We start from the raw sequence: 24,842 nt of genomic DNA, 5'->3' as shown, positions 1-24,842 counted from the left end.
GAGGTCATCATGAGTCAGAATGTTTATCAGTTTATCGACTTACAGCGCGTTGATCCGCCCAAGAAACCGCTGAAAATCCGTAAAATCGAGTTTGTCGAAATTTACGAACCGTTCTCGGAAAGCCAGTCCAAAGCCCAGGCAGATCGCTGCCTGGCTTGCGGCAACCCTTACTGTGAATGGAAATGCCCGGTTCATAACTACATTCCGAACTGGCTGAAACTGGCGAACGAAGGCCGCATTATCGAAGCGGCTGAACTGTCTCACCAGACCAACAGCCTGCCGGAAGTGTGTGGTCGCGTTTGCCCACAAGATCGCTTATGCGAAGGCTCCTGCACCCTGAACGACGAATTCGGTGCTGTCACCATCGGCAATATCGAACGCTACATCAACGATAAAGCCATTGAAATGGGCTGGCGGCCGGATATGTCCTCGGTGCAGCCAACCGGTAAACGTGTGGCGATTATCGGTGCAGGCCCGGCGGGCCTTGCGTGTGCCGATGTGCTGACTCGTAGTGGCGTCAAAGCCGTGGTGTATGACCGCCACCCTGAAATCGGCGGGTTGCTGACCTTCGGTATTCCGGCTTTCAAGCTGGAAAAAGAGGTGATGACCAAGCGGCGCGAAATCTTCACCGATATGGGTATTGAGTTTCGTCTTAATACCGAGGTGGGCAAAGATGTGCCATTAAGCGACCTGCTGGCGCAATACGATGCGGTATTCCTCGGCGTCGGTACTTATCAGTCAATGCGCGGCGGGCTGGAAAACGAAGATGCCAGCGGCGTGTATGACGCGCTGCCGTTCCTGATTGGCAACACCAAGCACCTGATGGGATTTGCCAACAGTGAGCAGGAACCCTACACCTCCATGCAAGGCAAACGCGTCGTGGTGCTGGGTGGCGGCGACACCGCAATGGACTGTGTACGCACATCGATTCGCCAGGGCGCGACCCATGTCACCTGTGCTTACCGCCGCGATGAAGAGAACATGCCGGGCTCGAAGCGCGAAGTAAAAAATGCGCGCGAAGAGGGTGTGGAATTCCGCTTTAACCTGCAACCGTTGAGTATTGAAATCAATGGCTCTGGAAAAGTGTGCGGCGTGCGCATGGTCAGAACGGAGCTGGGCGCACCGGATGCCAATGGTCGTCGCCGCCCGCAGCCGGTTGCCGGCTCCGAGCATGTGCTGGAAGCGGATGCCGTTATCATGGCGTTTGGTTTCCGCCCACACCAGATGACCTGGCTGGCAGAGCATGGCGTCGAGCTTGATGCACAAGGGCGCATCGTCGCGCCGGAACAAAGCGATAGCGCGTTCCAGACATCAAACCCGAAAATTTTCGCCGGTGGTGACGCCGTGCGCGGCTCCGATCTGGTGGTCACAGCGATTGCAGAAGGGCGTAAAGCCGCTGACGGCATCATGAACTATCTGGAAGTCTAAACCCGCGACCCCGCGGTTTAACGCTAAAGGCAAGGCCAGTAACGGCCTTGCCTTTTTTATTGACCACGCAGGTCAGGAAAAACCGGGGCTGCCATAACACCAGCGCATAAAAAAAGGCACGGGTATGTGCCTTTTCTGATCCGGATTATTGAATCACGCTATTTAACAACGTTATTTAACAACACGTAGCGATGGCCTGCCACCTCTCGGCGGCGAAGGAGGTTCGTTATCAGGCTGCTCTTGCTGCGTGTCTGCGGATGATACATTGTCCACCACTGACATCAGCGCCGGTTTTGCATCCTCTTCACTTTGTTCCTGAGTAGCAAACTCATCAACCGCTTCATAAGCAGGCTCTGGCTCGAACATGGTGCCAGCACCATTCTCTCTGGCATAAATCGCCATGACGGAAGCCATTGGTACAAATACCTGACGGGGAACACCGCCGAAACGTGCATTAAAACGAACGCAGTCGTCAGCCAGTTCCAGGTTACCCACCGCTCGCGGCGCAATGTTCAGCACTATCTGACCATCACGGGCAAACTCCATTGGCACCTGCACACCGGGAACCGTGACATCAACCACCAGATGAGGCGTCAGTTGGTTATCCAGCAGCCAGTCATAAAATGCGCGCAATAAATAGGGACGGCGCGCAGAGAGCTGAGACAACGTCATGTCATTACCCTCTGGCTTGTAACCGAATTTCCCGCTCGGCCTCAGTCAGAGAAGCGAGGAAAGCATCACGTTCAAACACCCGCGTCATATACGCTTTCAGCTCTTTGGCACCTGAACCACTCAGTTCAATGCCCAGCAGCGGTAAACGCCACAACAGTGGAGCGAGATAGCAATCCACCAGGCTGAACTCTTCACTCATGAAATAGGGTGCTTCATTGAAAACCGGGGCGATGGCCAGCAACTCTTCACGCAATTGCTTACGCGCGGCTTCCGCCTCTTGCGCATTACCACGATCGATGGTTTTCATCAGCGAATACCAGTCCTGCTCAATGCGGTGCATCATCAGGCGGCTGTTGCCACGCGCTACCGGATAAACCGGCATCAGCGGGGGATGAGGAAAACGCTCATCCAGGTACTCCATAATGATGCGAGATTCATACAGCGTGAGCTCACGATCAACCAGTGTAGGAACAGAACCGTAAGGGTTGAGGTCAATAAGATCCTGCGGCAGATTATCCATGTCTACCTGTTCAATCTCGACACTCACCCCTTTTTCGGCCAGCACGATGCGGACCTGATGGCTAAAGATGTCGGACGGACCGGAAAACAGCGTCATCACCGAACGTTTGTTGGCAGCGACAGCCATGAAAACCTCCAAGTTATCGAAAAAATACGGCGAATAACCGATCATATGATCCTGCAGGCCCTGCCGCGTTGGGTTCCCTGTGTTAAGGAAACCGGACGACATCTGTCGTTCTGTTGAAATCGTTCGCTGGCAAGCAGGCACAAAACCGGCAGATAGTGTACCAGATTCTGTTTGTTTTGTGGGGGATAAGCACACTTTCATGAATAACTCACTGTAATAACAGCGCATTTTTTCATGCTGAAATGTGGGTAAAAAAAAACCGGTGACAGGCACCGGTTTTTTCTGCATTGATTTCGCTGCCAGGCAGCCAGAAATTAACGCTTGGAGTACTGCGGACGGCGACGTGCTTTGCGCAGACCGACTTTCTTACGTTCAACCTGACGAGCATCACGGGTAACAAAGCCCGCTTTACGCAGTTCAGAACGCAGAGACTCGTCGTATTCCATCAGAGCACGAGTGATACCGTGACGGATGGCACCGGCCTGACCAGAAATACCACCACCTTTAACGGTGATGTACAAGTCCAGTTTGCCGACCATGTCGACCAGTTCCAGCGGCTGACGAACGACCATACGAGCCGTTTCACGACCGAAGTACTGTTCCAGCGTACGCTGGTTGATAACGATGTTGCCACTGCCCGGTTTGATAAATACGCGAGCGGCGGAGCTTTTGCGGCGACCAGTGCCGTAGTATTGATTTTCAGCCATTGCCTGTAATCCCGATTAAATGTCCAGAACTTGCGGTTGCTGTGCCGCGTGATTGTGCTCGTTACCCGCGTAAACTTTCAGTTTACGGTACATAGCACGACCCAGCGGGCCCTTCGGCAGCATGCCTTTAACCGCGATTTCAATTACACGCTCAGGACGGCGGGCAATCATCTCTTCAAAGGTCGCTTCTTTGATACCACCGATGTGGCCGGTGTGATGGTAATACATTTTGTCAGAACGTTTGTTGCCGGTTACAGCAACTTTTTCTGCGTTCAGAACGATGATGTAATCACCGGTATCAACGTGCGGAGTGTATTCCGCTTTGTGCTTGCCGCGCAGACGACGAGCCAGTTCAGTAGCCAGACGGCCAAGAGTTTTGCCGCTCGCGTCAACAACGTACCAGTCGCGTTTTACGGTTTCTGGTTTAGCTGTAAAAGTTTTCATTAAAAGCTTACCCAATTTAAGTTACACGTTGGTGAACACACAAACGCTTCAATAAATAGTGTTGAGGTTCACACGGCTATCTAGTCCAGCAAACCTACCCCTTCGAATAGCTATTGCCAGCGCGATTAAAGTTTCGGGAAAAAAACTTTGTTGTAACGTGGGGTCGCAGGATTATAGAGAAGTCGATGTCAAAGGTCGACTTTTTTCTCTGTTAAACGACACAAATATCAACGCTGCCTGTGCGATGGATTTCGACGCATGCCAGCTGAGCATTTCATCAGGTGGCCGATGATTTTTTATGGCAAATGCGGCTCGCTCAGATATTCCTGGCTTTGCATCTCCTGCAACCGCGACAAACAGCGCTGATATTCAAATTTCAGGCGCTCACCCTGATAAATCTCAAACAGGGCCGCTTGTGCTGATATCACCAGTTTGACCCGACGTTCGTAAAACTCATCCACCAGCGCCAGAAAACGGCGCGCCGCATTTTCATCCTGAGCGTGCATCACCGGCACATGGTGCAGCAACACCGTATGATAAAGCCGGGAGAGCACGATATAGTCATTCTGGCTGCGCGCATCAACACACAAGGTCGAGAAATCCACCGCCAGTACCCCATCTGCGGCATAGCGTGTCGTCAGCGGACGATGATTGATTTCCAGTATCGGCCCCGGCTCACCGGCCTCTCGCCCGCAAAGGCGGCTGAACATCACGCGCAGTTCCTCATCGGTTTGCGCACTTATCGGGGTGAGATAGAGGTGGGCTTGCGTCAGCGTCCGCAGCCGGTAATCAATCCCCGCATCCACATTGAGCACATCACAGTGTTGCTTTATCAATGCAATTGCAGGCAGAAAGCGAGCGCGCTGTAAGCCATTGCGGTACAGCTCATCCGGTGGAATATTCGAGGTCGCTACCAGAGCAATACCGCGTGAGAACAATGCACGCAACAACTCGGCCAAGAGCATCGCATCGGTAATATCCGAGACAAAAAACTCATCGAAACACAGAATATCCGTCTGTGCCTTGAAACCATCGGCGACTTTCTCCAGCGGATTTTCCTGCCCCTGCAACTGGTTGAGCTCTTCATGCACGCGCAGCATAAAGCGGTGAAAATGTAGCCGAAGTTTACGCTCAGAAGGCAGGCTTTGAAAAAACAAGTCCATCAGCCAGGTTTTACCCCGGCCCACGCCGCCCCACATGTATAGCCCTTGCACCGGTGCGGGTGTTGTTTCTTTTTGCCGAAACCAGCTACGCCATGTTGGCAGCAAGCCGGTGGGTGTTTCTGGTCGCGCCCACACATGTTCCACCAACGCCTGATGCAGCGTACTCAACCGCATTACCGTTTGATGTTGTACTTCATCTGGCTGGTAGGTTTGCGCCGCTAAAGCCTGCTGATAAAGCGCCAAGGGGGTTGTTCTCTGCATAGCACCAAAATCCCTGAGAAAAATTTCGTTGTATTTTATCGCGCGTTGGCGCAGGTTCAGCCCGCGATCGTGAGTGATACCGCTTTACACCGCTCTGCCCATCTGGTCATACCCGATACGAAGATTCCACTCTGGCGAGGTTAGCGGTTATAGTGGCTATTATTAAGTGAAAAAACCCTACGGGACAACGAAGTCAAAATAGGAGTCGTTTTATGACCTGGGAGTCTGCGCTGATTGGATTTGCTATCGGTATCATTATTGGGGCTGTCGCCATGCGGTTCGGCAACCGCAAACTACGCCAGCAACAGGCCTTGCAGAACGAACTGGAGAAGAAAAAAACCGAACTGGAAGAATACCGTCAGGAGTTGGTCAGCCACTTTGCCAGCAGTGCAGAGTTGCTGGATAAAATGGCTCGCGACTATCGTCAGCTCTATCAGCATATGGCGAAAAGCTCTAACAGCCTGCTGCCTGACGTCCCCATGCAGGATAATCCGTTCCGCTACCGTTTAACGGAAGCCGAATCGGATAACGATCAGGCACCGGTTGATATGCCGCCACGCGACTACTCCGATGGTGCTTCCGGCCTGCTGCGTGCGACAAGAACCACCAGTAAATAACCGCCATTGATATCTAGCCACCTTGCGGCGATACAACCGCCTGACCCGCAAGGTGGTGTCTGCCAGACAGACGCTGTTGCGGGCGGTTACAGTCTGCTGACGAAATATCAGTGAACTTTACACATTGCGCTCGGTCTGACTCTTCAACACAAGTTTGAGTTTATATATCATCGTTTTATTCTTAGGCAGGTCGTGAGAGAGTTAACAAGCAATGAAAAAAACATCGTTGTTATATAGCGCACTGGCACTCGGTATAGGATTGTCGTTGTCTTCGCTGCCCCGGCCAATGCCGCGTTGCCTGCTGTGGTAGAAGGGCAGGCACTGCCAAGCCTGGCACCGATGCTGGAGAAAGTGTTGCCTGCGGTAGTGAGCGTACACGTCGAAGGCACACAGGTGCAGCGCCAGCGCATTCCTGAAGAGTTCAAATTCTTTTTTGGCCCCAATACACCGTCAGAAAAGCAGAACAGCCGCCCGTTTGAAGGCTTAGGTTCGGGCGTCATTATCAATGCTGAAAAAGGCTATGTACTGACCAACAACCATGTGGTCAATAACGCCGATAAAATTCAGGTGCAATTGAATGACGGCCGCGAGTACGACGCCAAGCTGATTGGCCGAGACGAGCAGACTGACATCGCGTTGTTGCAACTGACTGATGCGAAAAACCTGACTGAAATCAAGATGGCGGACTCTGACCAGCTTCGCGTAGGTGACTTCGCGGTTGCCGTCGGCAACCCGTTCGGCCTTGGTCAGACCGCAACATCAGGGATTATTTCCGCACTCGGTCGCAGTGGTTTGAACCTGGAAGGGCTGGAAAACTTTATCCAGACCGATGCGTCTATCAACCGGGGGAACTCCGGCGGCGCACTGGTTAACTTGCGCGGTGAGCTTATCGGTATCAATACCGCGATCCTGGCACCTAGCGGGGGTAATGTCGGTATCGGTTTTGCCATTCCCAGCAACATGGCGCAAAACCTGACACAGCAACTGGTAGAGTTCGGTGAAGTGAAACGCGGCCTGTTAGGTATCAAAGGCAGCGAAATGACCTCTGAAATCGCCAAGGCATTCAAAGTTGATGCACAGCGTGGCGCGTTTGTCAGTGAAGTCATCCCTAAATCTGCCGCGGCAAAAGCCGGTATCAAAGCCGGTGATGTGCTGATTTCACTGGACGGTAAATCTATCAACAGTTTTGCCGAATTGCGCGCCAAGATAGGAACCACAGCTCCAGGTAAAACAGTGCGGATAGGCCTGTTGCGTGACGGTAAACAGCAGGAAGTCGCGGTGGTGCTGGACAACAGCAGTAATGTCACCACCAATGCAGATAGCCTGTCTCCGGCGTTGCAAGGTGCCACGCTCAATAACGGTCAGCTAAAAGACGGCAGCAAAGGTGTCGCAATTGATAATGTCACCAAAGACAGTGCTGCGGCCAAAATTGGTCTGCAAAAAGGTGACATCATTGTCGGAGTGAACCGCGAGCGCGTGGAAAACATCACCCAGTTGCGCAAACTCCTGGAAGCCAAACCCTCGGTATTAGCGCTCAATGTCGTCCGTGGTGACGAGAGCATCTATCTGTTATTACGTTAAGTCATTAAAAAGTGGACACCGCGCGATGCGGTGTCCACCCTTCTCTGATATTCTGCGATTCAACCTTCTTTGACCCCTAAAACGATCATGCTAACCAAACTGTTACGTTCGGCGCTGCTCGGTGTGCTGGTGGCCGGTATTCTGCTATTGATACTCCCTTCACTACGCTCCAGCCAGGGCTTATTCAAAGCCAGCAGTGACAGCAATCTGGAGACACCCGTCAGTTACTATCAGGGTGTACGCCGTGCAGCCCCTGCCGTGGTAAACGTGTACAACAAGGCTAACGCGAACGATCTGACAGACAAAAACGAGCTGAATATTCGCACCCTGGGTTCCGGTGTTATCATGAATCAGAAAGGCTATATTCTCACCAACAAGCACGTTATCAATAATGCTGCACAAATCGTGGTGACACTACAGGATGGCCGGATATTTGAAGCATTGCTGGTCGGCTCTGATACCCTGACAGACCTGGCCGTGCTCAAAATAGAAGGCCCTAATCTGCCGGAAATCCCCATTAACCCCAAGCGTGTGTTCCATGTCGGTGATGTGGTCATGGCTATCGGCAACCCCTATAACCTGGGGCAGACGGTCACGCAGGGGATTATCAGCGCCACCGGGCGTGTCGGGTTAAGCTCTTCGGGCCGCCAGAACTTTCTGCAAACGGATGCCTCCATCAACCGGGGCAACTCAGGGGGCGCGCTGGTCAACACCATTGGCGAGCTGGTGGGAATCAATACCCTGTCGTTTGATAAAAGTAACGATGGCGGCACACCGGAAGGCATCGGGTTTGCCATTCCTGTCGCACTGGCCACCAAGATCATGAATAAGCTGATTCAGGACGGCCGGGTTATTCGTGGTTATATCGGCATCAGAGGCGCACAGCGGGAAAAACTGGGGAATCAAATCTCCGGGCTGGAGCGCCTGCAAGGGATTTTGGTTAGCCACGTAGAGTCCGGCGGGCCAGCCGATAAAGCAGGGATTAAAGAAGGTGATTTGCTGCTGGACGTGAATAACAAACCGGCTCGTTCAGTGATTGAAACGATGGATCAGGTAGCTGAGATTCGCCCAGGCTCGGTGATACCGGTCGTGGTGTTTCGTGATAATCAGGAAATTCGCCTGAATATGACGATTCAGGAATACCCGAGCGATTAATCGGGAAAAGCCATTACTGTCTGATACCGGGTGGCGCAAGCCACCCGGCAATTATTGTCAGTCGTTTGCGCTCACGCGCTCAATGTTGGCTCCCAGCGCCCGCAATTTATCTTCAATACGCTCATAACCGCGATCGATGTGATAAATACGGTCAACCAGCGTTGTGCCTTCAGCGATACACCCGGCCAGTACCAGGCTGGCAGAAGCGCGTAAATCCGTCGCCATGACCTGCGCGCCAGATAAATGCCCGACGCCGTGACAGATAACCGTGTTGCTTTCGATTTCCGCCTGCGCCCCCATACGAATTAATTCAGGAATATGCATGAAGCGGTTTTCAAAGATGGTTTCGGTGATAACGCCTGTCCCTTCTGCCACCAGATTCAGCAAGCTGAATTGTGCCTGCATATCGGTTGGAAAACCCGGATGCGGTGCCGTTCTGACAGTCACCGCCTTCGGACGACGGCCATGCATATCCAGGCTTATCCAGTCTTCGCCAAGCTCGATGTCGGCTCCCGCTTCACGCAATTTAGCCAGCACCGCATCCAGCGTATCAGGCCGGGTATTGCGACACAGCACCTTGCCACCTGAAACAGCCGCGGCCACCAGAAAGGTGCCGGTTTCAATCCTGTCCGGCAATACGCGATAGACACCGCCTCCCAAACGCTCAACGCCGTCAATGACAATCTTGTCACTACCGGCACCGCTAATTTTAGCCCCCAGGGTATTGAGGAAATTCGCGGTATCGACAATCTCCGGCTCTCGGGCCGCGTTTTCGATAATGGTTCTGCCGGTAGCAAGCGTGGCGGCACTCATGATAGTGACCGTTGCACCAACGCTGACTTTATCCATCACGATGTGGGCACCTTTCAGGCGACCATCGACCGAAGCCTTGACGTATCCCTCTTCCAGCGTGATGTGAGCACCCAGTTGCTCAAGTCCATTGATGTGCAAATCCACCGGGCGCGCACCAATGGCACAACCGCCAGGTAATGAGACCTGTCCCTGGCCGAAGCGGGCCACCAGCGGCCCCAGCGCCCAAATAGACGCGCGCATGGTTTTCACCAGCTCATACGGCGCACAGAACACATTCACCGCACTGGCATCGATGTGTACAGAACCATTGCGCTCAACCCGAACCCCCAACTGACTCAGCAGTTTCATGGTGGTGTCGATATCACGCAATTTAGGGACATTCTGGATTTCTACCGGCTCTTCAGCCAGCAGGGCAGCGAACAGGATAGGCAGGGCGGCGTTTTTCGCGCCGGAAATAGTGACTTCACCAGCGAGCCGGGTTGGCCCCTGCACACGAAATTTATCCATAGTGACGATTTCTCAATATTCAGACTCAATAGCACGGCGGGAACGCCGCTGATTTAGAAACCGCTTAGTTTGCGGTCACGCTGCCACTCTTGCGGGGTGTAAGCCTTGATAGACAACGCATGAATGCGGTTATCCGCGATATACTCCATCAGCGGCGCATAAACCGCCTGCTGTTGCTTCACGCGGCTCATACCCTGGAACACGTCACCGACCACAATAACCTGAAAGTGGCTTCCGTCGCCGGAAACATGCACTTCCTCTAATGCTAACGATTGCATCAGCACCGCTTTAATTTCGTTGTTTTCCATGTTTTCGATTCTACGTCAGGGGATGATAAACAGGGTGGTATCTTAGATGAATCCGTCGCCATCTTAAACAAAAGAAATCCCCCGGTCACAACAGCGACAAGGGGAATTAAGATAGCAGACGCCACTTTTTACTCTGCCAATTGGATGGGGATGATTTCGCCCAGATTATACAATTGCACCAGCGTGCGCAGCCGGTCACTGACGCCGGTAATCGCCAATGTGGCTCCCTGCTGTGTCTGCTGATGGTAAACATGCACCAGCAGTGCCAGCCCGGCTGAGTCCACATGCTCAACACCGCTAACATCCAGTGAATGGCAATCCTTGAGCAAGGCCGTGCGCTGTTGCCACAATGGCAGCAGCGTATGCCTATCAAGCGTTCCCTCAAGACTCAGCGTATTATTCTGCTGCCGCCAGCGAAGTGCATCAGCCATTGGGCTGACCCAGCGAGATAGGCTGTTGCGCCGCGGCCTGTAACTGCTGAGTTAAACCATCAACGCCTTTCTGACGCAGTGTTGACGCCCACTCATTTTGTTTAGTGGTGATCATGCTCACCCCTTCGGCAATCATGTCGTAAGCTTGCCAGTAGCCGGTCTTGCTATTCTTACGCCACTGAAAATCCAGACGAATCGGCGGACGGCCACCGTTATCAATGATAGTCACACGAATGGAGACAATATCTGCATTACCCAGCGGCTGCTCAGGGGCAATCTCATAAGACTGGCCGTGATAAGACGCCAGTGCCTGACCGTAGGCTTGTTCCAGATAGGATTCAAAAGCCTTGAAATAGGTATCACGCTGGTCTGGCGTCGCGTCTTTATAATACTGCCCCAGCACCAATGCCCCGGCGTATCTTACCTGCACATAGGGCAATAACTCTTCACGCACAATAGCACGCAAGGTGTTAGGATCTTGCTTGATGCGTGCCTGCTCGTTCTTCAGGCGGTCAAATGTTTTCTGTGCTGCATCACGCATCAGGCTATAGGGGTTCGTCTGATCGGCGGCATTAACCAACGGCGCGATGACCAACAGCGCCACCATCAATAAACGTTTTAACATGCTGTGTCCTCTCAAGGCTGTTGCGTCACGGGTTTGCCACTGGAGTCGGGCCTGGCGACGGCATCGGTGTGCTGACTACCGTTGTTTTGACTACCATTGTTTTGACTACTGTTGTTTTGATTCGCGTTATTCTGACCGGCATTGTCAGTATTGTTGCCGCCGCTCTTATATAGGAATTGCCCGATAAGGTCCTCAAGCACCATGGCGGACTTGGTATCCTGAATAGACCCGCCATCTTGCAAAATGGAGGTTCCCATGTCGGCATCTTCAAAACCGATATTTAACGCCAGATACTGCTCACCCAATAAACCTGACGTTCGCACTGCCAGAGAGCTGGTATCGGGAATGTGGTTGTAGCGTTGGTCAATGTCCATTGCCACACGCGGTAAATAGGTTTTGGTATCGAGCGAAATCGCCGCCACCCGGCCAATCACTACCCCGCCAATTTTTACCGGTGAGCGCGCCTTGAGCCCGCCGATATTGTCGAATGTCGCGTACAAACGGTAAGTCTGCTGCTGCCCGAGCGATTTCAGGTCAGCGACTTTCAGACATAAAAAGACAATGGAGAACAGCGCTATCAGCATAAACACGCCAACCCATATTTCATGTTTCTTTGTTTGCATCGACTTATTTCCCAAACATCAGTGCTGTGAGCACAAAATCCAATCCCAGTACCGCCAGCGATGAATGCACCACAGTGCGGGTCGTCGCACGGCTAATGCCTTCTGACGTCGGAATGGCGTCATAACCGTTAAACAGCGCAATCCAGGTGACGGTTATCGCAAATACCAGGCTCTTGATAACGCAGTTAAGTAAATCTTTCTGCCACTCCACCGCGCTTTGCATAGCTGACCAGAAAAAACCGCTGTCAATGCCTTTCCAGTCCACGCCCACCAACGCCCCGCCCCAAATACCCACGGCAACAAAAATCACCGTCAGCAATGGCATAGAGATAACACCAGCCCAGAATCGCGGCGCAACCACGCGGCGCAGCGGGTCTACCGCCATCATTTCCATGCTGGATAGCTGCTCGGTTGCTTTCATCAGCCCGATTTCTGCCGTCAGTGCCGAACCTGCGCGCCCGGCAAACAATAACGCCGTCACAACCGGCCCCAGCTCACGCAACAGCGATAACGCCACCATCATGCCAAGGCTTGCTTCGGCACTGTAGGTCGTCAGCACCAGATACCCCTGCAACCCTAACACCATACCGATAAACACACCGGACACGATGATGATTAACAGCGATTGCACGCCAACGCTGTAAAGCTGCTTACGCAGCAGCGGCCATTGCCGGGCGGGCTCCGGTTTACCGAAAAGCGCATTAAACAGCATCAATCCGGCACGGCCAAAGGTGGCACAGACCTGAATGCCGCTACGCCCTAAAGACGCTAATGCCTGTACTAGCATGAGTCAGTTACTCCCCAGGCCTAACAGGCCATGTTGGTAATCATCTGCCGGGTAACGGAACGGCACTGGCCCATCCGCGATACCATCCAGAAACTGTCTGACGCGCGGGTCGCTATTGTGCTGAAGTTCAGCCGGTGAGGCTTGGGCGACAATCCGTTTATCCGCAATGATATAGGCGTAATCGGCAATACTCAGCACCTCGGGCACATCATGGGAAACCACCACACAGGTCACGCCCAGCGCATGGTTTAGCTCGGCTATCAGTTTTACCAACACCCCCATGGTGATGGGGTCCTGGCCGACGAATGGCTCATCAAACATGATCAGTTCTGGCTCAAGCGCAATGGCACGGGCCAGCGCCGCGCGCCGCGCCATACCGCCGGACAACTCCGAGGGCATTAGCTGTGCGGCACCACGCAACCCCACCGCTTCAAGCTTCATCATGACGGTACTGTACAGTAACGGCTCTGGCAGTTGCGTGTGCTCTCGCAGCGGCCAGGCCACATTGTCAAACACATTCAGGTCGGTAAACAGCGCACCGGACTGAAACAGCATGCTCATCTTTTTACGGACTTCATACAGCCGCGAGCGGGAGAGCGTGGGAATATTGTCGCCATCAAACCAAATCTCGCCGCTATCGGGTTGTAACTGGCCACCAATCAGCCGCAGCAGTGTGGTCTTACCGATACCCGAAGGCCCCATGATGGCGGTGATTTTCCGCTTAGGCACGGTGAGAGAAATATCCGAAAAAATTGCTCTGTCGCCCCGCTGAAAACTCAGGCCGCGAATTTCTATCAGATTTTCGTGGTTCATGGTCTTTTTCCTTCTACAACCGCCAGTGACGGCCGCCTGTTTTCATCGTTAGTCACCATTATGCGGACAAGCACCGTGATTAACCGGTGCTCACTGTTACAGAATCTGCGCTACCGGTCGTGACCAAAGTTGCCATTGGTTTTACTTTTTCGCCCTGCGCAGTCAGAATTAGCGCCAACGAGGGAAAATGGCGGTTTTTGCTTATTATTCGTCCAAAAGGCTGGTTTGTTCGCCAATAAACCGGTGATTATACCTGAATAAAGGACGCTGCATGCTTTTTGCAACAGTACTGTTAGTCATTGGTTTAGTGTTACTGGTTTATGGCGCTGACCGTCTGGTCTATGGCGCAGCGGTACTGGCCCGCTCGTTTGGTGTGCCACCGATGATAATCGGTATGACGATTGTCAGCATGGGGACATCGCTACCGGAATTGATGGTGTCGGCCACCGCCGCGCTGAACCATCAAACCGATATGGCCGTTGGCAACGTGCTGGGGTCAAATATCGCCAACATCTTGCTCATCCTCGGCAGTGCGGTATTGATTCGCCCCCTGACATTACACTCCACGCTGTTACGTCAGGAACTGCCGCCCATGTTACTGATTTTTGCGCTGTGCGGCATGGTGCTGCATGACCATTTTCTCAGTCGTCTTGATGGCATCCTGCTGTTGCTGGCTGCTACGGGCTGTATCCTGTTGATGCTGCGTATGGCACGTCTTGCCCAGCAACAAGGGGAAGACAGCCTCACGCGCGAACAAATGGCGGAACTGCCGCGGGAAAATCATCCGACGGTTGCACTGTTATGGTTGCTGCTCGGTTTGATTATTCTGCCTATGTCAGCACGTATTGTGATAGATAACGCAACCGTCATCGCGAATTACTTTAATATCAGCGAGCTGACTATCGGGCTAACCGTGCTGGCCGTCGGCACCAGCCTGCCAGAGCTGGCAACAGCGATTGTCGGTACGCTGAAAAAAGAAGACGATATCGCGCTGGGCAACCTGATTGGGTCGAATATTTTTAATATCGGGATTGTGCTGGGCGTGCCCGCACTGTTGTCTCCGGGTGCGGTGAACCCGCTGGCGTTTACGCGCGATTACTGGGTCATGCTGGGAGTGAGCGTGCTGCTGAGCGTTCTTTGTCTTCGCCAGAAACGGCGCATCGGTCAGGGCGCAGGCGCACTCCTCGTCTGTGCGTTTATTGCGTACCTTTCGGTGCTGTTCTTGTTCTCATAGCCAGAGCATCTGGCAACGCAGGATGTTTTACATGTCACACGTCAATCAACAACATAGTGTCAATCAACAACATCGTTTTGATTTTCAGGCCGCCGGCCGACAGGTGTTATCTATCGAGCGCGACAGCCTTGCTCAGTTGGATCAATACATTGATGACAACTTTTCCCGTGCCTGTGAGCAAATGTTCGCCTGCCGTGGCAAAGTAGTGGTGATGGGCATGGGCAAGTCAGGCCACATCGGTTGTAAAATGGCGGCCACCTTTGCCAGCACCGGCACACCGGCTTTTTTTGTGCATCCAGGCGAAGCCAGCCACGGCGATCTGGGTATGATAACCCGGCAAGACATCGTACTGGCCATTTCCAATTCGGGTGAGGCTCATGAGATTCTGGCATTAATTCCAGTGCTCAAGCGCTTACAGATATGTCTTATCTGTATGACCGGCAACCCGGAAAGCACTATGGCGAAAACCGCGGATATTCATCTGTGCATCAGTGTCCCGCAAGAGGCCTGTCCATTAGGGCTGGCCCCCACCTCCAGCACAACCGCCACGCTGGTGATGGGCGATGCCCTGGCCGTTGCGCTGTTGCAGGCGCGCGGCTTTACCGCTGAAGATTTCGCACTCTCGCACCCCGGTGGCGCACTTGGCCGCAAGCTGCTCCTGCGCGTCAACGATATTATGCACCGTGACGACGAGGTGCCTCGCGTCAGCAAAGACGCTTCGCTGCGCGACGCGCTGCTGGAAATCACCCGTAAAAATCTCGGCATGACGGTGATTTGCGGCCCGGACAGCGAAGGCCGTCATAACGACCATATTGAAGGTATTTTTACCGATGGGGACTTACGCCGGGTGTTTGATATGAATATCAATTTGAACAATGCCCGCATTGCTGATGTGATGACCCGCGGCGGCATTCGCGTAACGCCACAGATGCTGGCTGTCGATGCGCTCAACCTGATGCAATCGCGCCACATTACCTCATTGCTGGTGGCAGAAAATGATCGGCTGTTGGGAATTGTTCACATGCACGATATGCTGCGTGCTGGCGTGGTATGAATCGGCAAAAACAGGCTGCCACAGACTGAAAAATCAAGGATATGTGTAAATGAGTGAAATCCGTGCGCAAACCGAGACGTGCTACGGCCCTGTCGATACCGAGGTGATGCTCCGTGCCCGGGATATCCGCCTGCTAATTTGTGATGTTGACGGCGTTCTCTCCGATGGCCTGATTTATATGGGGAATCAGGGCGAAGAGCTGAAAGCATTCAACGTGCGTGACGGTTACGGCCTGCGTTGCCTGCTCACCTCGGATATCGAGGTCGCAATCATTACCGGCCGTTCATCACAGTTGTTAGTCGATCGCTGCCAGACTCTCGGGATTCAGCATCTTTATCAGGGGCAGTCGGATAAGCTTTTGGCCTTCCGCGAGCTGTTAGATACACTGTCCCTCACCGCCAATCAGGTTGCCTATATTGGTGATGACCTGATTGACTGGCCGGTGATGGCTGAAGTGGGGCTGAGTGTCGCCGTCGCCGACGCCCACCCGTTACTGCGCCCCCAGGCACACTATGTCACCCGGATTGCCGGTGGCCGCGGTGCGGTAAGAGAGATTTGCGATCTTATCCTGCTGGCGCAGGGTAAGCTGGCGTTCGCCAAAGGGCTGTCGATATGAGTAAAACAAAAGTCTGGCTGACACTGTTACTGGCCTTGATTGCGCTGGTGTTGCTCGGGTTAAGCCTGACCAATACACGCGAAGCGGGCAGCCAGGCCGTCGGGCAAAATAATGAACCGGCCTACACCATGCAGAAAAACATCACCGTGGTGTATGACCCAACGGGAAAGCTGAGTTACAAACTGATTGCCGACAAAGCGGATCACTACAGTGTCGAACAGGTGAGCTGGTTTACCCAACCGGTGGCCACCATGTTTAATGAACAGGCAGTAGCGACCTGGTCTGTCCGTGCCGATCGCGCCAAACTGACCAAAGATCGTATGCTTTATCTGTATGGTCATGTGGAAGTCAACAGCCTGACTAACGACTCGCAGCTAGAACGCATCAAAACGGACAACGCGCAGATAAATCTGATAACGCAGGATGTGGCCTCCGATGACGAAGTCACCCTGTACGGCATCAACTTTACCTCTAACGGGTTGAAAATGCGTGGGAACCTGCGCAGTAAAACCGCTGAGTTGATCGATAAGGTAAAATCCTATTATGAAATTCAACCTAAAAATTAATATGCTACGTAGCACGCTTCTCGCCAGCTCACTGTTTGCTGTCAGTATTCCGGCACTGGCATTAACCGGGGACACCGAACAACCGATTAACATTACCTCCGATCAGCAGGCGCTGGACATGCAGGGGAATGTGGTGACATTTACCGGCAACGTTATCGTGACGCAAGGCTCAATCAAAGCGCAGGCCGACAAAGTGGTTATCACGCGGCCCAATGGTCAGCAAGGCCATGAAATTATTGAAGGCTTCGGTAACCCGGCCACCTTCTATCAAATGCAGGACAACGGTAAACCGGTCAAAGGCCACTCACAGAAAATACGCTATGAGATGGACAAGCAACTGGTCATTCTGACCGGTGAGGCCTATCTGGAACAGCTGGACAGTAACGTCAAAGGCGATCGCATCACCTATCTGGTGCAACAGCAGCAGATGGAAGCCTTTAGTGATAAAGGCAAGCGTGTCACCACGGTACTGGTACCAAACCAGTTGCAGGACAAAGGCAACCAGAACGGTGCTAAACCCGCGGCGGGCAATACTGCCGCCAAGCCCACCAAACAACCGTCAGTAGCGCGCTAATTCATGGCAACATTAATCGCTGAAAACCTGGCCAAAGCGTATAAAGGCCGAAAAGTGGTGGAAAACGTCAGCCTGAATGTCAATTCGGGTGAGATCGTCGGTCTGCTGGGGCCAAATGGTGCAGGTAAAACCACCACGTTTTATATGGTTGTGGGTATCGTGCCGCGCGACGAAGGCCGGATCGTCATCGACGATGAAGACATTAGCCTGCTGCCGCTACACGAACGCGCCCGCCGTGGCATTGGCTACCTGCCGCAGGAGGCGTCCATTTTCCGCCGCCTTAGCGTTTACCATAACCTGATGTCGGTGCTGGAAATCAGAAAAGAGCTGACGCGCGAGCAGCAGCAAGATCGCGCCAACGAGCTGATGGAAGAGTTCCATATCAGCCATCTGCGTGACAGCCTTGGGCAATCGCTGTCCGGCGGTGAGCGACGCCGGGTGGAAATTGCCCGCGCGCTGGCCGCCAACCCCAAATTCATCCTGCTTGATGAACCCTTTGCCGGGGTTGACCCGATTTCGGTTATCGACATTAAAAAAATCATTGAGCATCTGCGTGACAGCGGGCTTGGGGTATTGATTACTGACCATAATGTCCGGGAAACGCTCGATGTTTGTGAACGCGCTTATATCGTCAGTCAGGGCCAGCTTATTGCCCACGGCGCGCCGATGGATATACTGGCAAATGAGCAGGTTAAACGCGTCTATCTGGGCGAAGACTTCCGACTCTGATAACGTCATGTGTTAGGTTGATGGTTCTATTAGATTGATCGTTCAAAAGGAAGTTAGCGCACGCTATGAAGCAAGGTTTGCAACTCAGGCTCAGCCAGCAACTGGCAATGACACCGCAGCTACAGCAGGCCATCAGGCTGCTGCAACTGTCCACGCTTGAACTCCAGCAGGAAATCCAACAGGCGCTGGAAAGCAATCCATTGCTGGAACAAGCTGACATCCATGACGAGGTGGAAACCCGCGAAAATACCGAAACCGAAGCCCTGGACACCCGTGAAGCGCTGGAACAGAAGGATATGCCAGAAGAGCTGCCGCTGGATGCGGCGTGGGATGAAATCTACACTGCTGGCACGCCGTCTGGCACCAGCACCGATTACCGCGATGATGAACTGCCGGTCTATCAGGGCGAAACCACCCAGACGCTACAAGACTACCTGATGTGGCAAGTGGAACTGACACCGTTTTCTGATACCGATGCGGCTATCGCCACCTCGATTGTCGATGCGGTGGATAACACCGGTTATCTGACGGTGTCGCTGGAAGATATCCGTGACAGCATCGGCGATGACGACGTGACGATGGAAGAAGTGGAAGCGGTACTCAAGCGTGTACAGCGTTTCGACCCGGTTGGCGTTGCCGCCCGAGATTTACGCGAATGTTTGCTGGTACAGCTGTCGCAATTTAACAGCGCCACACCACGCCTTGCCGAAGCTAAACTTATCGTCAGCGATTACCTCGATTTGCTGGCTAATCACGATTTCCGATCGCTCATCCGCTCCAGTCGGCTCAAAGAAGAGGTACTCAAAGAGGCGCTGGCACTGATTCAATCGCTTGACCCGCGCCCGGGGCAGTCTATCAATACCGGGGAGTCGGAATACGTGATTCCTGATGTGTTGGTGCGCAAAGCGCAGGGGCAATGGACGGTAGAGCTGAATACTGACAGCGTGCCACGGCTGCAAATCAATCAGCAGTACGCTGCGCTCGGTAATAGCGCCCGTAATGATAGCGACGGCCAGTTTATTCGCAGTCATTTGCAAGAAGCTCGCTGGCTCATCAAAAGCCTGGAGAGCCGTAACGATACCCTGCTTAAAGTCACCCGTTGCATTGTGGAACAGCAACAGGCGTTCTTCGAGCAGGGTGAAGAGTTCATGCGCCCTATGGTACTGGCGGATATCGCTCAGGCCGTTGACATGCATGAATCGACGATTTCCCGCGTGACGACCCAGAAATTTTTGCACAGCCCACGCGGTATTTTTGAGCTGAAGTATTTCTTTTCCAGTCATGTGAATACCGACAGTGGCGGTGAAGCCTCATCCACCGCCATTCGGGCACTGGTTAAGAAGCTGATTGCAGCGGAAAACCCCGTAAAACCGCTGAGCGACAGTAAGCTGACATCAATGCTTTCTGAACAAGGGATCATTGTTGCCCGCCGTACTGTTGCCAAGTATCGAGAGTCTTTATCTATCCCGCCGTCAAACCAACGTAAACAACTGGTTTGACCCCTACATGAGAAGGAAGACGATATGCAGCTTAACATTACCGGACACCACGTTGAGATAACCGATGCTCTGCGCGAGTTTGTCACCGCAAAGTTTGCCAAACTTGAGCAATACTTTGATCGTATCAATCAGGTGCATGTGGTACTAAAAGTGGAAAAGATCCTGCACATTGCGGATGCCACTTTACATGTCAATGGTGGAGAGCTGCATGCAACGTCGGAAGCGGATGATATGTATGCCGCTATCGATCTGTTGATCGATAAGCTGGCAAGACAGTTAAACAAACATAAGGATAAACTGAAACAGCACTAATGTTGCCTGTTTCAGGTGCAGGGAGCGCAGCCGGCCCGCCGCAATTGCGGGCCGGATACCCGAAGGCAACCGTGTCGTTAAGTGAACGTATCATGAACAACGAGTCCGTTATGCAACTCAGCGCCGTGCTCCGTAAAGAGTGCACACGTAGCGCCGTACACTGCCAAAGCAAAAAGCGCGCGCTGGAAATCATCAGCGAACTGGCTGCCAGACAGCTCAACCTGCCACCACAAATGGTGTTTGAAGCCATCCTGACCCGCGAGCGCATGGGCAGTACCGGTATCGGCAGCGGTATCGCGATACCTCATGGCAAACTGGAAGATGAGAATACCCTGGGAGCGGTCGGCGTTTTTATTCAGTTAGAGCAGCCTATCGCGTTTGACGCCATTGATAATCAGCCGGTTGATTTGCTTTTTGCCTTGCTGGTTCCTGCTGAACAATGTAAAACCCATTTGCATACCTTATCGCTGGTCGCCAAACGGCTGGCGGATAAAACCGTGTGTCGCCGTCTGCGCGCAGCGCAAAGCGACGAAGAGCTATATCAAATCATGACGGAGTCAGACTCGCAGGCGTCGTCCTGACAGTCGCTGGCAGCCATTGCGGTTGCCATTCATGACATGCACGAAAGACGCATGACACAGGTGTGCCTGAATGCACAGCCTGAAGGATGCCGGGATAACCGGGAAATAACGAAGTTAGCTAACGGCGGTGGTGATGCACTCTCACACCGCCTGGGGGAGTCGTCAGATGGTGCTGATGATTGTCAGTGGTCGTTCAGGTTCAGGAAAATCCGTCGCCCTGCGTGCACTGGAAGACATGGGGTTCTATTGTGTCGATAACCTGCCGGTGGTGCTGTTGCCAGAGCTGGCACATTCGCTGGCAGAGAGAAACATTTCTGCCGCCGTCAGTATTGATGTGCGCAACATGCCGGAAAGCCCGGATGTGCTGGAGCACGCGCTGACGCGCTTGCCGCAAAGTTTTTCGCCCCAATTGCTGTTCCTTGACGCCGATCGCAATACGTTAATCCGTCGCTACAGCGACACGCGTCGTCTGCACCCGCTTTCCAGCAAGAACCTGTCGCTGGAAAGCGCGATTGACGAAGAGAGCGATTTGCTCGAGCCGCTGCGCTCACGCGCCGACCTGATTATCGACACCTCAGAAATGTCGGTGCATGAGCTGGCCGAAATGCTGCGCACCCGGTTACTGGGCAAGCGCGAGCGCGAATTGACGATGGTGTTTGAATCATTCGGCTACAAACACGGCATCCCGATTGATGCCGACTACGTGTTTGACGTGCGCTTTTTGCCTAACCCGCACTGGGACCCGAAACTGCGCCCGATGACCGGGCTGGATAAACCGGTGGCGGCGTTTCTTGACCGGCACACCGAAGTCCACAATTTCATCTACCAGACGCGCAGCTATCTGGAGCTGTGGCTGCCGATGCTCGAAACCAACAACCGCAGCTATCTGACCGTTGCTATCGGTTGTACCGGTGGCAAACATCGCTCGGTGTACATTGCCGAACAGCTGGCAGACTACTTCCGCTCCCGTGGCAAAAACGTGCAGTCGCGCCACCGCACACTGGAAAAACGTAAATCATGACCGTCAGGCAAACCGTCGAAGTGAAAAATCGGCTGGGGATGCACGCCCGCCCGGCGATGAAACTGTTTGAGCTGGTACAAAGCTTTGATGCTGAAGTGTTGCTGCGCAACGACAGCGGCACGGAGGCGGATGCCAGCAGCGTTATTGCCATGCTGATGCTGGACTCAGCCAAAGGCAGGCATATCGAAATTGAAGTCACCGGCCCGGATGAAGAGCAGGCACTGGCAGCTATCATCACGCTGTTTGAGGCCGGTTTCGACGAAGATTAACCTCCCCTTTTCGCCCAAGGCCAGCAGCCCCTGCTCCATATATTGGGTATCATCACCTTTTTCTGTGGCAACGCTGCGTTATCCGTTTATTATTCTCTTTTTACCCTTCGGCGCGTTACACGCGCAGGCGGGTTATTTGCCTGTCATCATCCTCTGGAGAGAAATATGGATAAACCACCCCTGACTATCGGTGCGCTGGACGCAGAGCGTCTTGATACTTTGCTGGCACACCCTCAATTTGCTGATACAGAAGTCGCGCGGGCTCTCGGTGAAGAGCTGGATAGAGCGGAGATAGTCGAGCCCGTCGCTATTCCGGCCGATGTTGTTACCATGAACAGCCGGGTGCGCTTTCGTGACCTGCTGACAGGCGAAGAGCACATCCGTACGCTGGTGTATCCGGCAGGGCTCAGCGACAGTCGGGAGCAGATTTCCGTCATGGCTCCGCTGGGCGCGGCACTGCTGGGGATGCACCTTGGCAACAGCATTGCCTGGCCATTACCGAATGGTGAAAACACACGGATTGAAGTGCTGGAACTGCTTTATCAGCCTGAAGCGGCAGGTGAGTATCACCGCTAACCCTCTCGATAACGACACCGGTTTGCCCGCGCTATTCGGGCAAACCGGCAATATCAGGGCATGTCTATCAGGCAAGATATATCAAACACCGGCAATCTTCATCGAGGGCAGCAGCACGGAGCCGCACTGAATATTGCTGCGCGTTTCAATATCATCGCCGATGGTGACCATATCACGCAGCATGTCTTTCAGGTTTCCGGCAATGGTAATTTCACTCACCGGATACTGAATCACGCCGTTTTCTACCCAGAAACCAGACGCGCCGCGTGAATAATCCCCCGTCACCGCGCTAACGCCCTGGCCCATCAGGCTTGTCACCAGCAGGCCGGTGCCCATCTCTTTGAGCATCGCGTCGAAATCCAGCCCGCGACCGGCAATACGCCAGTTATGGATCCCACCGGCATGACCGGTACTTTTCATACCTAATTTCCGCGCCGAATAGCTGGTCATCAGCCAGGTTTGCAGCACGCCATCTTTGACGATATCGCGTGCTTCGGTGCGCACGCCTTCGCTGTCAAACGGCGTGGAAGCAAGCCCCTTGCGTAAATGCGGTAATTCCTGGATCGTCAGCCAGGATGGCAAAATCGGCTTACCCAGGCTGTCTAGCAGGAACGTGGATTTACGATAGACGCTGCCGCCGCTGATAGCGCCAACCAAATGGCCGAACAAGCCGGTGGCCACCTCGGCGGCAAACATCACCGGTGCTTGCATCGTCGCCAGTTTACGCGGCGATAAGCGCGCCAGCGTGCGCCGGGCGCACTCCTCACCCACCCACTCTGGCGCGTTTAACTCATCGAGCGAACGGCCAATGGTGTAAGCGTAATCGCGCTCCATCTCGCCGTTGTGCTCGGCAATCACGCTCACCGACATGGAGTGACGGCTGGAGCAATAGCTTTGCAACATGCCGTGGCTGTTGCCAAACACTTTGATGCCATAGTGACTATTAAAACTGCCGCCCTCGGTATTGGTGATACGCGGGTCAGCCTTGAGCGCCGCCTGTTCAGCCGCCGCCGCAAGCTCGATACCACGGTCAGCATCAAGCGGGGCGGGGTGAAATAAATCCAGATCCGGGGCATCAAAAGCCAGCAGGTCTTTATCCGCCGGGCCGGCATAGGGGTCAGGCGAAGTGTAGCGGGCGATATCCAGCGCTGCCTGCACGGTGCGGGCGATTGCCTGCGGACTGAGGTCAGTCGATGAGGCGCTGCCTTTACGCTGCTGATGGTACACCGTGATGCCCAGCGCACCGTCACTGTTAAATTCGACGTTTTCAACTTCACCATAACGGGAACTGACGCTGATGCCCGTTGTTTTGGTGACGGCCACTTCGGCTGCATCAGAACCGGCACGAGCCAGTTCCAGCGCCTGTGATACCGCCTGTTCCAGCGCTTTACGCTGTTCTGCAACTTGCGTGATGATTGTCATTGCTTTGCCATAATGAGTGAGAACACATTCAGACAGACGCTAACAGAGCGACACGAATGCCACGAGCGGTTATGCGACTCTCCGCCATGCACCTCAGACAGAGAAAACGAGGTAGCCTGTGATGAAGTCTAACAGGATCAGCGGACAATTTCGCACAAAGCCCATAACCTGATAGGATCAGCCTCTTTTATTGGGGAGCCACCATGAACAAACATCCCGAAGACTGGCAGGACGACATCCCTGACGCCAGCCAGAACGATGAAGACGAAGAGATAATTTGGGTCAGCAAAAGTGAAATCAAGCGCGACGCCGAAGCCTTGAAAGCACTCGGTGCCGAGCTGGTCGAGCTTGGCAAGAACGCCCTTGACCGCATTCCGCTTGACGAAGACCTGCGCGCCGCCATTGAACTGGCGCAGCGCATCACCAAAGAGGGCCGCCGCCGCCAGTTGCAGTTGATTGGCAAAATGCTGCGCGCCCGCGACCCGGAGCCGATTCAAACGGCGCTGGATAAGCTGCGCAACCGCCATAACCAGCAAGTCTCGCTGTTCCATAAGCTGGAAAAACTGCGTGACCGGCTGCTCGAAGAGGGCGATGGCGCTATTCCTGACGTGCTGGCGCTCTATCCGCACGCTGACCGTCAGCAATTGCGCTCACTGGTGCGTAATGCACAAAAAGAGCAAGCGGCGAACAAAGCGCCTAAATCGGCCCGGCAGATTTTCCAGTACCTGCGCGAGCTGGCGGAAACCGAGCAATGACCCACCCGCCGGGGGCACATCAGCCCCCGACCTGTTGGCGTAAACCGTCGGCG

29 protein-coding genes and 1 pseudogene are annotated in these 24,842 nt (G+C 53.7%); 17 read left to right on the top strand and 13 right to left on the bottom strand.

The features are described from left to right. The first annotated feature begins 9 nt into the window (after positions 1-9). Positions 10-1,428, top strand: a complete 1,419-nt coding sequence (locus DAQ1742_RS01875; protein WP_035339461.1) for a glutamate synthase small subunit — start codon at positions 10-12, stop codon at positions 1,426-1,428. Positions 1,429-1,599: 171 nt separating this feature from the next. Here the strand turns inward: DAQ1742_RS01875 and sspB are convergent, their stop codons facing one another. The 5 genes from sspB to zapE form a co-directional block, all read right to left on the bottom strand. Then, positions 1,600-2,100 carry a ClpXP protease specificity-enhancing factor gene (gene sspB, locus DAQ1742_RS01870; RefSeq protein WP_035339460.1) on the bottom strand — a complete coding sequence of 167 codons (501 nt, stop codon included), beginning with the start codon at positions 2,098-2,100 and terminating at the stop codon, positions 1,600-1,602. Between the two features lie 4 nt (positions 2,101-2,104). Next, a complete protein-coding gene (gene sspA, locus DAQ1742_RS01865) occupies positions 2,105-2,746 on the bottom strand; it encodes a stringent starvation protein SspA (protein ID WP_035345666.1) in 642 nt (213 codons plus the stop codon). A gap of 314 nt (positions 2,747-3,060) precedes the next feature. Beyond that, complete coding sequence (gene rpsI, locus DAQ1742_RS01860) at positions 3,061-3,453, bottom strand: 30S ribosomal protein S9 (protein ID WP_012883053.1); 393 nt, start codon at positions 3,451-3,453, stop codon at positions 3,061-3,063. Between the two features lie 15 nt (positions 3,454-3,468). Beyond that, positions 3,469-3,897 (bottom strand): 50S ribosomal protein L13, encoded by a 429-nt coding sequence (rplM, locus tag DAQ1742_RS01855; protein WP_012883052.1) that lies wholly within the window; start codon positions 3,895-3,897, stop codon positions 3,469-3,471. Between the two features lie 296 nt (positions 3,898-4,193). After that, on the bottom strand, positions 4,194-5,321 hold the full coding sequence (zapE, locus tag DAQ1742_RS01850) for a cell division protein ZapE (protein ID WP_035339459.1): 1,128 nt from the start codon (positions 5,319-5,321) through the stop codon (positions 4,194-4,196). Positions 5,322-5,533: 212 nt separating this feature from the next. Between zapE and zapG the strand changes: the two genes are divergently transcribed. From zapG to degS, 3 genes and pseudogenes are all read left to right on the top strand, one after another. Continuing rightward, the gene (zapG, locus tag DAQ1742_RS01845) at positions 5,534-5,938 is read left to right on the top strand and encodes a Z-ring associated protein ZapG (RefSeq protein WP_035339458.1); all 405 of its coding nucleotides are present in this window, start codon (positions 5,534-5,536) and stop codon (positions 5,936-5,938) included. Positions 5,939-6,149: 211 nt separating this feature from the next. After that, positions 6,150-7,519 (top strand): annotated as a pseudogene (gene degQ / locus DAQ1742_RS01840) (serine endoprotease DegQ). Between the two features lie 87 nt (positions 7,520-7,606). Further along, on the top strand, positions 7,607-8,674 hold the full coding sequence (degS, locus tag DAQ1742_RS01835) for an outer membrane-stress sensor serine endopeptidase DegS (RefSeq protein ID WP_035339456.1): 1,068 nt from the start codon (positions 7,607-7,609) through the stop codon (positions 8,672-8,674). A 57-nt stretch (positions 8,675-8,731) separates the two neighbouring features. On the opposite strand, the gene murA is transcribed toward degS, so the two are convergent. From murA to mlaF, 7 genes are all read right to left on the bottom strand, one after another. Next, positions 8,732-9,994, bottom strand: a complete 1,263-nt coding sequence (gene murA, locus DAQ1742_RS01830; protein ID WP_035339455.1) for a UDP-N-acetylglucosamine 1-carboxyvinyltransferase — start codon at positions 9,992-9,994, stop codon at positions 8,732-8,734. Between the two features lie 53 nt (positions 9,995-10,047). Further along, complete coding sequence (ibaG, locus tag DAQ1742_RS01825) at positions 10,048-10,302, bottom strand: BolA family iron metabolism protein IbaG (protein WP_035339454.1); 255 nt, start codon at positions 10,300-10,302, stop codon at positions 10,048-10,050. Between the two features lie 128 nt (positions 10,303-10,430). After that, positions 10,431-10,733: a lipid asymmetry maintenance protein MlaB gene (mlaB, locus tag DAQ1742_RS01820; protein ID WP_035339453.1), complete on the bottom strand. Its 303-nt coding sequence runs from the start codon at positions 10,731-10,733 to the stop codon at positions 10,431-10,433. After that, positions 10,726-11,358 carry a phospholipid-binding protein MlaC gene (gene mlaC, locus DAQ1742_RS01815; protein ID WP_035339452.1) on the bottom strand — a complete coding sequence of 211 codons (633 nt, stop codon included), beginning with the start codon at positions 11,356-11,358 and terminating at the stop codon, positions 10,726-10,728. Before mlaC ends, mlaB begins: the two co-directional genes overlap by 8 nt. An 11-nt stretch (positions 11,359-11,369) precedes the next feature. Further along, on the bottom strand, positions 11,370-11,981 hold the full coding sequence (mlaD, locus tag DAQ1742_RS01810; protein WP_035339451.1) for an outer membrane lipid asymmetry maintenance protein MlaD: 612 nt from the start codon (positions 11,979-11,981) through the stop codon (positions 11,370-11,372). A 4-nt stretch (positions 11,982-11,985) separates the two neighbouring features. Further along, on the bottom strand, positions 11,986-12,768 hold the full coding sequence (mlaE, locus tag DAQ1742_RS01805) for a lipid asymmetry maintenance ABC transporter permease subunit MlaE (protein WP_035339449.1): 783 nt from the start codon (positions 12,766-12,768) through the stop codon (positions 11,986-11,988). Positions 12,769-12,771: 3 nt separating this feature from the next. Further along, complete coding sequence (gene mlaF, locus DAQ1742_RS01800) at positions 12,772-13,581, bottom strand: phospholipid ABC transporter ATP-binding protein MlaF (protein ID WP_035339447.1); 810 nt, start codon at positions 13,579-13,581, stop codon at positions 12,772-12,774. 271 nt (positions 13,582-13,852) lie between these two features. On the opposite strand from mlaF, the gene DAQ1742_RS01795 reads away from it, so the two are divergent. The 12 genes from DAQ1742_RS01795 to rnk all read left to right on the top strand — a co-directional run bounded on the left by DAQ1742_RS01795 (position 13,853) and on the right by rnk (position 22,612). Then, positions 13,853-14,815 (top strand): calcium/sodium antiporter, encoded by a 963-nt coding sequence (locus tag DAQ1742_RS01795; protein ID WP_035339445.1) that lies wholly within the window; start codon positions 13,853-13,855, stop codon positions 14,813-14,815. 31 nt (positions 14,816-14,846) lie between these two features. Beyond that, positions 14,847-15,869, top strand: a complete 1,023-nt coding sequence (kdsD, locus tag DAQ1742_RS01790) for an arabinose-5-phosphate isomerase KdsD (RefSeq protein ID WP_035339443.1) — start codon at positions 14,847-14,849, stop codon at positions 15,867-15,869. A 49-nt stretch (positions 15,870-15,918) separates the two neighbouring features. After that, the gene (kdsC, locus tag DAQ1742_RS01785; protein WP_035339441.1) at positions 15,919-16,485 is read left to right on the top strand and encodes a 3-deoxy-manno-octulosonate-8-phosphatase KdsC; all 567 of its coding nucleotides are present in this window, start codon (positions 15,919-15,921) and stop codon (positions 16,483-16,485) included. After that, positions 16,482-17,051 carry an LPS export ABC transporter periplasmic protein LptC gene (gene lptC / locus DAQ1742_RS01780; RefSeq protein ID WP_035339439.1) on the top strand — a complete coding sequence of 190 codons (570 nt, stop codon included), beginning with the start codon at positions 16,482-16,484 and terminating at the stop codon, positions 17,049-17,051. The genes kdsC and lptC overlap by 4 nt, the downstream gene beginning before the upstream one ends. Then, positions 17,029-17,625 (top strand): lipopolysaccharide ABC transporter substrate-binding protein LptA, encoded by a 597-nt coding sequence (lptA, locus tag DAQ1742_RS01775; RefSeq protein WP_035339437.1) that lies wholly within the window; start codon positions 17,029-17,031, stop codon positions 17,623-17,625. Before lptC ends, lptA begins: the two co-directional genes overlap by 23 nt. A 3-nt stretch (positions 17,626-17,628) precedes the next feature. Next, positions 17,629-18,354 (top strand): LPS export ABC transporter ATP-binding protein, encoded by a 726-nt coding sequence (lptB, locus tag DAQ1742_RS01770; RefSeq protein WP_035339435.1) that lies wholly within the window; start codon positions 17,629-17,631, stop codon positions 18,352-18,354. Between the two features lie 65 nt (positions 18,355-18,419). Beyond that, positions 18,420-19,853 (top strand): RNA polymerase factor sigma-54, encoded by a 1,434-nt coding sequence (rpoN, locus tag DAQ1742_RS01765; RefSeq protein ID WP_035339433.1) that lies wholly within the window; start codon positions 18,420-18,422, stop codon positions 19,851-19,853. 24 nt (positions 19,854-19,877) lie between these two features. Next, positions 19,878-20,165, top strand: coding sequence for a ribosome hibernation promoting factor (gene hpf / locus DAQ1742_RS01760; protein WP_035339431.1), 288 nt, complete (start codon positions 19,878-19,880; stop codon positions 20,163-20,165). 92 nt (positions 20,166-20,257) lie between these two features. Beyond that, positions 20,258-20,746: a PTS IIA-like nitrogen regulatory protein PtsN gene (ptsN, locus tag DAQ1742_RS01755; RefSeq protein WP_035345664.1), complete on the top strand. Its 489-nt coding sequence runs from the start codon at positions 20,258-20,260 to the stop codon at positions 20,744-20,746. 166 nt (positions 20,747-20,912) lie between these two features. After that, the gene (gene rapZ, locus DAQ1742_RS01750; protein ID WP_035339429.1) at positions 20,913-21,767 is read left to right on the top strand and encodes an RNase adapter RapZ; all 855 of its coding nucleotides are present in this window, start codon (positions 20,913-20,915) and stop codon (positions 21,765-21,767) included. After that, a complete protein-coding gene (gene npr, locus DAQ1742_RS01745) occupies positions 21,764-22,036 on the top strand; it encodes a PTS phosphocarrier protein NPr (protein WP_035339428.1) in 273 nt (90 codons plus the stop codon). The genes rapZ and npr overlap by 4 nt, the downstream gene beginning before the upstream one ends. Before the next feature lie 165 nt (positions 22,037-22,201). Next, positions 22,202-22,612 (top strand): nucleoside diphosphate kinase regulator, encoded by a 411-nt coding sequence (gene rnk / locus DAQ1742_RS01740; RefSeq protein ID WP_035339426.1) that lies wholly within the window; start codon positions 22,202-22,204, stop codon positions 22,610-22,612. A gap of 81 nt (positions 22,613-22,693) precedes the next feature. Here the strand turns inward: rnk and pmbA are convergent, their stop codons facing one another. Next, positions 22,694-24,034, bottom strand: coding sequence for a metalloprotease PmbA (gene pmbA, locus DAQ1742_RS01735; protein WP_035339425.1), 1,341 nt, complete (start codon positions 24,032-24,034; stop codon positions 22,694-22,696). A gap of 203 nt (positions 24,035-24,237) precedes the next feature. Here pmbA and yjgA point away from each other — a divergent pair, with 203 nt between their 5' ends. Then, complete coding sequence (gene yjgA, locus DAQ1742_RS01730; RefSeq protein WP_035339423.1) at positions 24,238-24,789, top strand: ribosome biogenesis factor YjgA; 552 nt, start codon at positions 24,238-24,240, stop codon at positions 24,787-24,789. Positions 24,790-24,842: the final 53 nt, after the last annotated feature.

Source organism: Dickeya aquatica (assembly GCF_900095885.1).
GTDB lineage: Bacteria > Pseudomonadota > Gammaproteobacteria > Enterobacterales > Enterobacteriaceae > Dickeya > Dickeya aquatica.
The sequence above is the reverse complement of the archived record's forward strand: the minus strand, read 5'-3'. Positions and strand labels throughout refer to the sequence as shown.